This is a genomic window from Pararobbsia alpina, assembly GCF_965118125.1.
Classification (GTDB): Bacteria; Pseudomonadota; Gammaproteobacteria; order Burkholderiales; family Burkholderiaceae; genus Pararobbsia; species Pararobbsia alpina_A.
The window spans coordinates 1,993,399-2,006,100 of sequence record NZ_OZ221288.1; the positions used below are offsets into that span (position 1 = coordinate 1,993,399).

Consider the following 12,702-nt stretch of genomic DNA (forward strand, 5'->3'; position numbering starts at 1 on the left):
AGAAAAAAGAATCAAGAGAGCCGCACGCACACACAAGGCGTGCCACACAACTCGCTAAGCGCCTTCGGGCCATGAGGGGTAGAGATGGACACGTTTGCAATGGCCCCCGAAACGGCGGAAGAGACCCGCCTTGAACGCATTTCCCGAACGCTTGGCGCTTATCGGCGCGGAGACGCTTCCGTGCGTCTGCCCGACGATTGGGACGGCCAGGCGGGTGAGGTCGCCAGTGAATTCAATCAGCTCGCGGCACAAAGCGGCCGGATGTCGATTCAGCTGCGTGATATCGCGAGCGATGCCTCCACGCCGGTCTCCGGACAGGCCGGGCAGCGACTGTCAGCGGAGGCGCTCGGCGGTTTCTGGCTCGACCACACGGCCAATATCAACGCGATCATTCAGCGCGGCGAACCAGCGACCGACAGCGCGAAGGCCATCCTGCTTGCGTTGACCGCGCTCAAGAACGGCGAGACGGCTTCGCTTCCGGTCGAATGGCTCGGTGTGCATGGCCGGCTCGCGCAGGTCTTCAACGAGCTTGTCGATCAGAACGTACGCATGTCGGAAGAGCTTGCGCGCCTGAGCCGCGTGGTGGGCAAGGAAGGGCGCCTGAACGAACGGGCGGCGTTGCCCGCTGCACGCGGATTCTGGCGCGACTCCGTCGACGCAGTGAACTCGTTGATCGGCGATCTGGTTCACCCGACCAGCGAAGTGGCGCGCGTGATCGGCGCAGTCGCGCAGGGCGATCTTTCCAAGAGCATGGCGCTCGAAGCCGATGGCCGCGCGTTGCAGGGCGAGTTCCTGCGCACGGCGCGCACGATCAACACGATGGTCGACCAGCTCGGCACGTTCGCGGCCGAAGTCACGCGCGTGGCGCGCGAAGTGGGTACCGAAGGCAAGCTCGGCGGTCAGGCGGACGTGCAAGGCGTCGCCGGCACATGGAAGGACCTGACCGACTCGGTCAACTTCATGGCCGGCAACCTGACGAGCCAGGTCCGCAATATCGCGGAAGTGACCAAGGCGGTGGCGGCCGGTGACCTGTCCAAGAAAATCACGGTCGACGTGAAGGGCGAAATTCTCGAGCTGAAGAACACGATCAATACGATGGTGGATCAGCTGCGTTCGTTTGCATCGGAAGTCACGCGTGTGGCGCGCGAAGTCGGTACCGAGGGACGGCTGGGCGGGCAGGCCGACGTGCAGGGTGTGGCAGGGACATGGAAGGACCTGACCGACAACGTGAACTTCATGGCCGGCAATTTGACGAGCCAGGTTCGCAATATCGCGGAAGTGACTAAAGCCGTGGCGGCGGGTGACCTCTCGAAGAAGATCACGGTCGACGTGAAAGGCGAAATTCTCGAGCTGAAGAACACCATCAATACGATGGTCGATCAGCTCGGATCGTTCGCTTCGGAAGTGACGCGCGTGGCACGCGAAGTGGGCACGGAAGGCAAGCTCGGCGGCCAGGCCGATGTGCAGGGCGTGGCCGGTACGTGGAAGGACCTGACCGACTCCGTGAATTCGATGGGGAGCAACCTGACCGCACAGGTCCGCAATATCGCGGATGTGACGACTGCGGTGGCGGCGGGCGACCTCTCGAAGAAGATCACGGTCGACGTGAAGGGCGAAATTCTCGAACTCAAGAACACCATCAACACGATGGTGGACCAGCTGCGTTCGTTCGCGTCGGAAGTCACGCGCGTGGCGCGCGAAGTGGGTACCGAGGGCAAGCTCGGCGGCCAAGCCGATGTGCAGGGTGTGGCTGGTACGTGGAAAGACCTGACCGACTCCGTGAATTCGATGGGTAGCAACCTGACTGCACAGGTCCGCAATATCGCGGATGTGACGACTGCAGTGGCCGCAGGCGACCTGTCGAAGAAGATCACGGTGGACGTGAAGGGCGAAATTCTCGAACTCAAGAACACCATCAATACGATGGTGGACCAGCTGCGATCGTTCGCTTCGGAAGTCACACGCGTGGCGCGTGAAGTCGGCACGGACGGCAAGCTCGGCGGACAGGCAAACGTGCAGGGCGTGGCAGGCACATGGAAGGACCTGACCGACTCCGTGAATTCGATGGGGAGCAACCTGACCGCACAGGTCCGCAATATCGCGGACGTAACCACGGCCGTGGCGGCAGGCGACCTGTCGAGAAAGATCACGGTGGACGTGAAGGGCGAAATCCTCGAACTCAAGAACACCATCAATACGATGGTGGACCAGCTGCGTTCATTCGCTTCGGAAGTCACGCGTGTGGCGCGCGAAGTGGGCACCGAAGGCAAGCTCGGCGGCCAGGCCGACGTGCAGGGTGTGGCCGGCACGTGGAAGGACCTGACCGACAACGTGAACTTCATGGCCGGCAACCTCACGAGCCAGGTCCGCAATATTGCGGACGTGACGAAGGCCGTGGCCGCGGGCGATCTGTCCAAGAAGATCACAGTGGACGTGAAGGGCGAAATCCTCGAACTCAAGAACACCATCAACACGATGGTCGATCAGCTTGGCTCGTTTGCGTCGGAAGTCACGCGTGTGGCGCGTGAAGTGGGCACGCTCGGGAAACTCGGCGGCCAGGCCGACGTGCAGGGCGTGGCGGGCACGTGGAAGGACCTGACCGACAACGTGAACTTCATGGCCGGCAACCTCACGAGCCAGGTCCGCAATATCGCGGACGTGACGAAGGCCGTAGCTGCGGGCGATCTGTCCAAGAAGATCACCGTCGACGTGAAGGGCGAGATTCTCGAGCTCAAGAACACCATCAATACGATGGTGGACCAGCTGCGTTCATTCGCGTCGGAAGTCACGCGCGTGGCACGCGAGGTCGGTACCGAAGGCAAGCTCGGCGGTCAGGCCGATGTGCAGGGTGTCGCCGGTACATGGAAGGACCTGACCGACAACGTGAACTTCATGGCCGGCAACCTCACGAGCCAGGTCCGCGGGATCGCGAAGGTCGTGACGGCCGTTGCCAACGGCGACCTTGATCTGAAACTGACCGTTGAAGCGAAGGGCGAAATTGCCGCACTCGCCGACACGATCAACAGCATGACGGACACGCTCGCCACGTTTGCCGACCAGGTGACGACGGTGGCGCGCGAAGTGGGGGTCGAGGGCAAGCTCGGCGGCCAGGCAAAGGTGCCGGGCGCATCAGGAACATGGAAGGGGCTGACGGAGAACGTCAACCAGCTCGCCGCGAACCTGACGACCCAGGTGCGCGCGATTGCGGAAGTCGCGACGGCTGTGACGCAGGGCGACCTGACGCGTTCCATCACCGTCGAAGCCCAGGGCGAAGTGGCCGCGCTGAAGGATACGATCAACGAGATGATCCGTAACCTCAAGGACACGACGCAGGTCAACACGGAGCAGGACTGGCTCAAGACCAACCTCGCCAAGTTCAGCCGGATGCTGCAAGGGCAAAAAGATCTGGTGGCCGTCGGTGAACTGATCCTGTCTGAACTGGCCCCGGTAGTCGGCGTGCATCAGGCCGAGTTCTACGTGCTCGATACGGCCTCCGACTCGGCATCGCTGCGATTGACGGCGAGCTATGCGTCGAGCGGTCATGCCGCGCACGGAAAGCAGGTGCGCCTCGGCGAAGGGCTGATCGGTCAGTGTGCTGTCGAGCGACGCAAGATCCTGCTCGAGCCGCCGGCCACCGAGGATTTCCGGATCATGTCGGGGCTGCTCAGCGTCTCGCCTCACAACGTGCTCGTGCTGCCCGTCGTGTTCGAAGCGAAGGTCAAGGGCGTGATCGAACTGGCGTCGGTCGAGCGGCTCAACCCGACACACCAGGCATTCCTCGATCAGCTGACGGAAAGTATCGGCATCGTGATCAACACGATCGAGGCCAATACGCGGACCGAAGACTTGCTCAGACAGTCGCAGACGCTGGCCAACGAGCTGCAGAGCCGGCAAGAGGAACTGCAGCAGACGAACCAGCAGCTGCAGGAAAAAGCCCACCTGCTTGCGCACCAGAACGAGGAAGTCGAACGCAAGAACGCCGAAGTCGAACAGGCGCGGCAGGCACTCGAAGAAAAGGCCAAGCAGCTTGCACTGACATCGAAATACAAGTCCGAGTTTCTGGCCAATATGTCGCACGAGCTGCGTACGCCGCTCAACAGTCTGCTGATCCTGTCGGATCAGTTGTGCAAGAACCCGGATGGGAATCTGTCGGCCAAGCAGGTCGATTTCTCGAAGACGATTCATTCATCCGGCAACGACCTGCTGATGCTGATCAACGACATTCTCGACCTGTCGAAGATCGAATCGGGGACAGTGGTCGTCGATATTGCCGAGCACCGGATCGAAGACCTGTCGATCTACGTCGAGCGTACGTTCCGCCACGTCGCTGAAGCACGCAAGGTCGACTTCATGATCCACTCGGGCGCGCAGTTGCCGGGTTCGGTCTATACCGATCCGAAGCGTCTGCAACAGATTCTGAAGAACCTGCTGTCGAACGCGTTCAAGTTCACACATGAGGGACATGTGACCTTGTCGATCGACGAAGCGTTCGACGGATGGTCTCCCGACAATGAAGGCCTGAATCGCGCGCATCAGGTGATCGCATTCTCGGTGTCAGACACCGGCATCGGGATCTCCGCCGAGAAACAGCAGATCATTTTCGAAGCGTTCCAGCAGGCCGACGGGAGTACGAGTCGCAAATACGGCGGCACGGGCCTGGGCCTCGCCATCAGCCGCGAGCTGTCGCGCCTGCTCGGCGGCGAGATTCGCCTGGTCAGCACGCCCAACAAGGGCAGTACATTCACCTTGTATCTGCCCACGGGCAGCGACTCCAGCAAGGCCGCGCGCCGGTCCGTGAGCCGCGATGACCTGCGCAATGCCGCGCGCACCGCCGATCAGGCCACCCGTGTGCCCCCGCCGGTCACCGACATGGCAGCGGTGCACGATCTCGTCACCGCCGCTGTCGAAGAGGCCGCATCGCTTGCCGATGACGCACAGGACGATCGCGCCAATATCGCGCTGGGTGACCGCGTGCTGCTGATTGTCGAGAACGACCGCGCGTTCGCCGACTTCCTGCTCGATGCGGCGCGAGACCAAGGCTTCAAGGGCCTCGTGACGCCGCTCGGCTCGACGGCATTGACTCTCGCCGATCAGTTCAAACCCGACGCCGTGACGCTTGATCTGTTCCTGCCCGATATGGATGGGTGGCGCGTACTGTCCCGGCTCAAGCACGATCTCTCGACGCGGCACATGCCCGTTTGCGTGATTTCGACGGATGAGTCGCGCGACCGCGCGTTCAATTCGGGCGCGTTGGGTTTCCTGCCCAAGCCGATTCAGGCGCGCGAGGATCTCGATACCGCGTTGATGAGCCTGATGACCTACGTCGAAGCCGATGCGCGGCGCTTGCTGGTGTCGATGGCATCAACACCCGAGCGCGCGCAGCTGCTCGATCGGTTGGCGAGCGATCAGATCGAGATCGATTCGGTCGCAAAAGATGGCGACCTGACGAGCCATCTCGCGATGCACGCCGCGGACGCGCTCGTGGTGGATGCCAGTATGCTGTCCGGCTTGTCGCCCGAAGCGCTGCACGAGGCGCTATCGCGGCACACGGCCTTCGCACCGCTGCCGATCGTGGTGACGGCGGATCGGGAAGCGCTGCCGGCCCGCTGGCTGCGCCCTGCAGAGCGCTATGTGATCGTCCCTGTGCCGAGTCCTGGGCGCCTGCTCGACATGACAGTGGCTGCCTTGCACGTCGGAGCGGCACGTCTCGGCAAGCCGGCTCAGGACGAGCTCAATAGTCTTCGCGAGTCCGAGCTTGCGTTGCACGGCAAGAAAGTCCTGATCGTCGACGACGACATGCGCAATATCTTTGCGCTGGCGACGGTCGTCGAGGACTACGGTATGCGGCATGTGTGGGCCGACAACGGGCGCGACGCGATTCGCCTCGTCGCCGCCGACCCCGAGATCGACGCCGTGCTGATGGACATCATGATGCCGGAGATGGATGGCCTGATGACGATCCGCGAGCTGCGCAAGCTGCCGGCCGGGCGTACGCTGCCGATCGTCGCAGTGACGGCCAAGGCGATGAAGGGCGATCGCGAGCGGTGTATCGCGGCGGGAGCGTGGGACTACCTGTCGAAGCCTGTGGATCGCGCCGATTTGCTGGCCGTCTTGCATGCGTGGCTTCACGTCTAGGAACGCTCATGCAAACGCATCCGCAGTATGAGGGCGACAAGGTCAATATCCTGATCGTCGACGACGTTCCCAAGCAGCACGTCGTGCTTCGCAGCGTGCTCGACGAACTCGGAGAGAACATCGTCACCGTTTCGTCTGGACGAGAGGCACTGGCGGCCGTGCTCGAGCAGGAATTCGTGGTGATCCTGCTCGACGTCAACATGCCCGGCATGGACGGCTTCGAGACCGCGTCGCTGATGCGCTCGTATCGCCGCACGAGCAGCACGCCGATCATCTTCATCACGGCCTATGTCGACGAGAAGGAGATGGCGCGCGGATATTCGCTTGGCGCCGTCGACTATATTTCCTCGCCTGTCGTGCCCGAGATCCTGCGCGCCAAGGTTCGGGTCTTCGTCGATATGTACCGGATGCGGATTCAGTTGGTAGCGCGTGCCGCCGAGCGTGAGGAACTGGCCAAGGCCGAAGCCGAGCGCGTGGCGGCCGATCAGGCACGCCATCGCGCGGATTTTCTTGCGAGAGCGAGTCAGGCGCTGACGCGTTCACTCGAGGTTGACGTGACCGCAGAGCGGATTGTCGAGTTGCCGGTGCCGGCACTCGCGGACCTTGCCGTGCTGACGTTCGCGGCGGGAGACGGATTGCCAGCCAAGACCGTGGCGTGGATTTCGGATGCGGCACGGTCGAATCTTCTCGATCGGACGGTCGGCGGGCTGCATAGCGACGCAGTCCCGCTCCCGGGGCTCGAAGCGCTGATTCAGGATGCGCTGACGACCGGGCGGCCGGCTGCATTGACGGTCAGCGGCAAGCCGATCCTCGCATTGAGCAATAAAGATGGCACTCGCACGGATTTGCCACTGAGCCTCGACGAGATCGTCGCCTACCCGTTGCTCGTCGATGCGCCGCAGCCTTCGGTGATCGTGCTGGGTATCCGTCGCGATAGCGAACGCATCGACGATGCGGTCACCACGCGCGAGTTTGTGGGGCGCGCTGCAATCGCGCTCGAGAACGCGATTCTGTTCTCGACGATTCGCGATGGCGATCGACGCAAGAACGAATTTCTCGCCATGCTTGCGCACGAGTTGCGCAACCCGTTGGCCCCGATTGTGAACGCCGTCGCCGTGATGCGTGGCGCGCGCTCGATCGATACGCATACGATGCGCTGGGCCAGCGACATCATCGGCACGCAGGCGGAGCATCTCGTGCGTATCGTTGATGACTTACTCGACGTGTCGCGCATCGCGCGCGGTGTGGTGGTGCTGCGCACCGAGCCCGTTCTGTTGTCGACTGTCATCGAGCGCGCGATAGCGACGAGCGCGCCGAACTTCACACGGCGTTCGCAAACCTTGTTGCATGACGCATCGGATAGCGACGCAGTGATCGACGGTGACGTCGTGCGTTTGTCGCAGGTCGTCGCGAACTTGTTGAACAACGCGTCGAAATTCACGCCGCTCGAAGGGCGTGTGCGCATCGCGACCGAGTTTGACGGTGAACGGGCATCGATCATCGTTGCCGACGAAGGCGATGGCATCGACCCGGGCTTTCTTCCTCACGTGTTCGAATTGTTTGCACAAGGGGAGACGTCGCTCGATCGCGCGCAAGGTGGCCTCGGAATCGGGCTCACACTGGTGCGGCATCTGACCGAGATGCATGGCGGCGCCGTGCTGTGCGAAAGCGAAGGCCTGGGCAAGGGTAGCAGCTTCACCGTGCAATTGCCGGCACGTGTTGCAAGCGAAGAAGAGGCTAAGGCAAGCGTCGTGCGCATCAGGCGCGCGCGTGGCGTACGCATCCTGATCGTCGACGACATGGTCGCCGCCGCCGAAAGCCTTGAGGCCTTGCTGCGCGTGCACGGACATCAGGTTCAACACGCAGCTGACGGACACGAGGCGCTCGAACAGGTCCGGAGCTTCGTGCCTGATGTGGTCCTGCTCGATATCGGGCTGCCCGGCATGACGGGCTTCGAAGTCGCGCAACAGATTCGCGCCGATAAAGCGTTGCCGAGGTGCCTGATCATTGCCGTGAGTGGCTATAGCCAGGAAGAGCACCGGCGCGCCGCGCTCGAGGCGGGGATCGATCACTACATGGTCAAACCCGCCGACCTCGACAGTCTGCTCGACATCATTGAAGGGTGTGAGCAGGAGGGTGGTGCGGCGGCGTGAACGATGTGTTGCGGCCCACAGTATTGCAAGCGAATGTCGTCGACCTGAATCGATTCCGCGAATTCGTGTGTGACGCAATGCAGTTACCGGAGACGCTGGCATGACGAAGAAAGGTTGATAAGCCCGAGTTGCCGGGAATTCACTCGATGCCTATTGAATGGCGTACGGCTTTTTTATCGATATGGCACCGTTAATTCATTTCTGGAAATTGATTTGATGAGCTAGGTTTGTCCCTGTACCTGTCTGTTTCAACTCCCGCCTGTCAATCCATTGTTCGCTGAGTCGAGTCCGGAAGACTATTGTGTCGCCTGGATTTCGAAGATGGCACTCCGCATGGAGCGTGGGATCGCGAGGTGCAGGGTGCGCGTCGTTCTGTCCGAAGAGAATTCGTCGCGGTTGGCTGCGTCACTACGTGAGCATGGTCTGCCCGAGCATCTCGATGTGTCCGGAACAGGCGAGGGCATGGTCGTGGTCGTGGTGTTGGCCGGCGACGATCGCGTGGCGGGCGCAGCGAACAAGTGGCTGCATGGCACCTGTCTGCCCGATGCTTTCCTGGTCGGATGCACTTCGGCAACGCGTTGCCATTGTCACCCGGAGCCCTGGTGGCCCGCGTCGGTCTGCGATCTCGTGACGGCCCCCGATGACGACACGCTGCTGACGGAGGTCGCGCTTCGCCTCGACCGTCTCGCGGAGATCGAGGCTGTTCTGACTTCAGAATGGCTCAGGGAGCGAGCCGTCGGCGAATCACCGGCATGGCGGAGCACCTTGCGCGCGATTGCGCAGGTGGGTCGCTTCGGACAAGGCTCGTGCCTGCTTCTCGGCGAAAGCGGATCCGGCAAGGAGCTGCTTGCGCGACTCATCCACGATCTCGATCCCGAGCGTCGGCGCGCGTCGTTTGTGATCGTCGACTGTACGACGCTGAGCCCGGAACTCTCGGGTAGCGAGTTGTTCGGTCATGCAAGAGGGGCGTTTACGCATGCAGTGACCGCGCGTGATGGCGCCGTTGCGCTCGCCGATCACGGTACGTTGTTTCTTGATGAAGTCGGCGAGCTTGAATTGCAGTTGCAGGCGCGCTTGCTGCGCGTCATCCAGGAGCGTAGCTACAAGCGCGTTGGTGAGGACCAGTGGCGGCAGTCGGATTTCCGGCTTGTCTGTGCGACGAACCGGAATCTGCAGGATGACGTCGACGCAGGCCGCTTTCGTAGCGACCTCTACTTCCGAATTACGCAATGGACGGTGCGCGCGCCCAGTCTCGCGGAGCGCCGCGACGATATCCCGCTGCTCGTGGGGCACTTCCTCACGGAATTCAGCGAGAGCATCCCGGAAGTGATGCCCGAGGTGATGCGCCAGCTCGTTGGCGCGGATTACCACGGCAACGTTCGGGAGCTGCGCAATGTCGTGCGGCGCATGGTCGACCGGCAGCGAGGGTTCCACGTATTGAGCACGGGGGCGCTCGACGGCCTGATTCCACACAACGAGGCACCGGGCGGCAGTCGCGATTGGGAGCGTGCATTCGCCGCTGTCGTCGAGAATGCGCTCGATGCAGGGCTTGGACTCAAACACATCGGTCAGATTGCCGAGATGCTTGCCGTGCAAATCGCCGAGCGGCGTGCGGGCTCGACGGGACGCGCGGCCGAGCTCCTTCAGGTGACGCCGCGTGCATTGCAGTTGCGCCGTCAGGGGCGAGGAACGGAAAGCGGCCGGTGAGCGGGGTACGGGACGCGCGAAGTGCGTGACGACGACGGAATGCGTGCGCGCTGCAACAGTGCAATCGCGTTGGCGCCGGCAATGCGCCCGAACGCATAGGGCGCCAGCTTTAGGGCTCGGATCTTCGCGAGTTCGAGCCCAGGGTGCAGCCAGGGACCGTCGGAGCCAAACAGCAGTTTCTCCGGCCCCGCACGCGCGAGCGCCTCTTCGAGCACGTCGAAGCGCCGCACGCCCGCCGTGTCGGCGAAGAGATTCGGATAGCGTGCAATCAGGTCGATGACATGGCGCTGTGCGGCCCAGTCGTCGGCAAAGCTGCCGAGATGCGCAAAAACGAAGGCGACATCCGGATGGGTCTGCGCAAGCAGGCTGAGTGCCCCCGTGTCACCACCGGGGTCGTAAAGCACAGGAAGCCGCCACTGCCGTGCGGCATCGCAGACCTGCCGGTGAATTCTTGCGTCATGGCGATGCACCTTGATGCCGCGCAAACCAAACTCGAGCACGGCCTGTTCGATCATCCGGTGCACGCGTTCACGGTCGCGTTCGGGGTGCACCATTGCAAAGCCCAGCCAACGTCGCGGGTTGCTGTGCACGATTGCCGCGACTTCGCGATTGCCTTGCTCATAGTCAGACTGGAACACGGGCAACAGCACGGATCGTGCGATACCGGCCTCGTCGGCGCGCCTGGCATAGGCGTCGAGCGGTGCGATCGTATCCCACGGGCCGGTCATGCCGTCGCCATGGCCGGCGTGCACGTGAAAGTCGAGAATCATCGCGACCGCCCGGTCGCGGCCGCTCGCCGCCGCGGGATCGGGCCCGTGCGTGCGCTGAGGGCACTCGGCAAGAGCTGTGTCATCGCGGGGCCGCCCGCGTCAGTCACGAGCGTAGCCCGTCGCGGGTCATTCGATATGTGCCCGCGCAGCGCGCCGATCGCAGCGTTCTGGATGGTCTCGAGCAGGGACGCTGGAGCACTTGCGACCCATGCCGTCAGCCCGTTGTCGCGACGGATCTGCGCGTTCCGTTGATGCTGTGCAAGCCGATGCCGCAGGCTTGCCGATTTCCCGACATAGACGGGGTGGCCGTTGCGCACGAGGATATACACGCCCGGGCCGCGGGCATAGGCTGCGGCAACCGCCAGCGTGGGCCAGCGGCGCCAGCGCAGTTCGACGACCGCCGGCTGCTGCGACGATCCGGGTTGCGACGTGAACCCCGGCGCGCCGTGATATGCGTGGCGGGGCGCGATGGGCGAAGGCAGCTGTCTGTGCGGCCCGGCGAACCCGGTCGACGGCGAGCGCTTGCGCGACGCGTCGATGCTCAGCCCGAGCAGCTCCAGCACACCCCTGCGAAGACTGGCGAGCAGGCACGCATTGCAGCAGGGACCCGTACTCGTGAAGCGGGCTGTGCCCAGACGCGGTTCGGTCGGGACACGTCTCGCGCGAGCGATCAGCGCCCTGAGGTCCTGCATCAGCACGTGAGGCGGTGTGTCCGGCGGATACCGGTTCGCTTCGGCAAGCAACCGCACGAAGCGGCGCATCCGCCACGGCGCGAGTTCGAGCTTGTCACCCTCAGAGGTCATGAACATGTTCGTCCTCCTCGATCGCAGTGGGTGCGTTCAGCACGGTGAACGCAGCGGGGGGCAAGCGTGGTGCGACGGCGGCCATCGCGCCGACCAGCGCGTCGATGGCCGACGCGCCGTGATCGGCGCGCACGACCACGGCGACGGCATAGCCGTTTCCGGCGGGGTGAAGCAGTGCGGTCCGGAAGCCACGCAAGCGAAGGCCCGTATACAACGCCATGGTTCGCTCGCCCGAGCCGAGGCGAATCTGCTGTAGCGGATGGTGACGGCGCAGCGTGTGCAAGTCGGGCAAGCTCGTGCGAGCGAGCCATCTCAGGCCTTGCTCGAGCCGGGTCAGGCGCTGATGGAGCGTCGCACGCAAGCGTTCACCGGCGCGTTCGTTGATGGCGAGCGCGTTCATCGCGGCCTGCATAGCACTCTGGCTCGCGGCGCTGCAATGGGTCTGCGTCGGACCGTCGCGTGCCACAGCGTTCACCAGTTCGGCGGGCCCGCCAAGCGTCGCGAGCGGGGCGCCGAACGCCTTGGCCCAGGACGAAAGCAGCAGCACGGGCTCCCGGGGCGCGATCCCCATATATGGCAGCACGCCGCCGCCGCCATGACCCCATGGACAGGTGGTCGACGGGTGTTCGCCAAGCAGTCCGAGGACCTGACTCTGATCGAGGACGATCAGGCCACCCTGTGTGCGTGCGAGCTCGAGGTACGCGGTGACCGGAGTGGGCGTGCCTTCGATGCATGTCGCGTCGGCGATGATCGCGGGAGGCTTGCGGCGTTGTCGCCGGCGGATGCGGCGTGCGACGTCGAACGCGTCGCCGTGATGGAACCAGGCGACGGGCACGCCCATGCCCATCGCACGTTCGAGTCCCCAGCGCATGACGGGATAGAGCGCCTCATCGGCGATCAACGCGTGCGTGCGTGCGAGTCGATCGAACGTATCGATTGCGAGGTGCAGGGTCGACGGTGCAAGCATGGCGGCTTCACACCCTTGCAGCCGCGCGACGCGAGGTGTGAGCGCGTTCGCGAGCGGCGCGACCGCGAGCGCCGCGGGTGTGCCGGTGGTCAATGCATCGTAGCGGCCCGTCTGTGTCGACGGATGCCGCAGCCCGAGGTAGAGCGCCGAGGCGAAATCGAACATGA

6 protein-coding genes are annotated in these 12,702 nt (G+C 63.5%); 3 read left to right on the forward strand and 3 right to left on the reverse strand.

Going from position 1 to position 12,702, the window contains the following annotated elements; translation table 11 throughout:
- The first annotated feature begins 84 nt into the window (after positions 1 to 84).
- The 3 genes from ACMFWR_RS26950 (at position 85) to ACMFWR_RS26960 (ending at position 9,995) form a co-directional block, all read left to right on the forward strand.
- Entirely contained in the window at positions 85 to 6,135 is a 6,051-nt protein-coding gene (locus tag ACMFWR_RS26950) for a HAMP domain-containing protein (RefSeq protein WP_413195436.1), read from the forward strand.
- Between the two features lie 8 nt (positions 6,136 to 6,143).
- Positions 6,144 to 8,288, forward strand: coding sequence for a response regulator (locus ACMFWR_RS26955; protein ID WP_413195437.1), 2,145 nt, complete (start codon positions 6,144 to 6,146; stop codon positions 8,286 to 8,288).
- A 360-nt stretch (positions 8,289 to 8,648) separates the two neighbouring features.
- A complete protein-coding gene (locus ACMFWR_RS26960; protein ID WP_413195438.1) occupies positions 8,649 to 9,995 on the forward strand; it encodes a sigma 54-interacting transcriptional regulator in 1,347 nt (448 codons plus the stop codon).
- On the opposite strand, the gene ACMFWR_RS26965 is transcribed toward ACMFWR_RS26960, so the two are convergent.
- The 3 genes from ACMFWR_RS26965 to ACMFWR_RS26975 are packed head-to-tail and all read right to left on the reverse strand — an operon-like array spanning position 9,965 to position 12,700.
- Positions 9,965 to 10,765, reverse strand: coding sequence for an amidohydrolase family protein (locus tag ACMFWR_RS26965; RefSeq protein WP_413195439.1), 801 nt, complete (start codon positions 10,763 to 10,765; stop codon positions 9,965 to 9,967). The two genes, ACMFWR_RS26960 and ACMFWR_RS26965, sit on opposite strands and share 31 nt — an antisense overlap.
- On the reverse strand, positions 10,762 to 11,574 hold the full coding sequence (locus ACMFWR_RS26970; protein ID WP_413195440.1) for a hypothetical protein: 813 nt from the start codon (positions 11,572 to 11,574) through the stop codon (positions 10,762 to 10,764). The genes ACMFWR_RS26965 and ACMFWR_RS26970 overlap by 4 nt, the downstream gene beginning before the upstream one ends.
- Positions 11,558 to 12,700, reverse strand: a complete 1,143-nt coding sequence (locus ACMFWR_RS26975) for an aminotransferase class I/II-fold pyridoxal phosphate-dependent enzyme (protein WP_413195441.1) — start codon at positions 12,698 to 12,700, stop codon at positions 11,558 to 11,560. The genes ACMFWR_RS26970 and ACMFWR_RS26975 overlap by 17 nt, the downstream gene beginning before the upstream one ends.
- Positions 12,701 to 12,702 lie beyond the last annotated feature (2 nt).

Bases quoted from the DNA above. Each gene is read 5' to 3' on its own strand.
- ACMFWR_RS26950 (WP_413195436.1), top strand. From the start codon at position 85: ATGGACACGTTTGCAATGGCCCCCGAAACGGCGGAAGAGACCCGCCTT.
- ACMFWR_RS26955 (WP_413195437.1), top strand. From the start codon at position 6,144: ATGCAAACGCATCCGCAGTATGAGGGCGACAAGGTCAATATCCTGATC.
- ACMFWR_RS26965 (WP_413195439.1), bottom strand. From the start codon at position 10,765: ATGATTCTCGACTTTCACGTGCACGCCGGCCATGGCGACGGCATGACC.
- ACMFWR_RS26970 (WP_413195440.1), bottom strand. From the start codon at position 11,574: ATGTTCATGACCTCTGAGGGTGACAAGCTCGAACTCGCGCCGTGGCGG.
- ACMFWR_RS26975 (WP_413195441.1), bottom strand. From the start codon at position 12,700: ATGTTCGATTTCGCCTCGGCGCTCTACCTCGGGCTGCGGCATCCGTCG.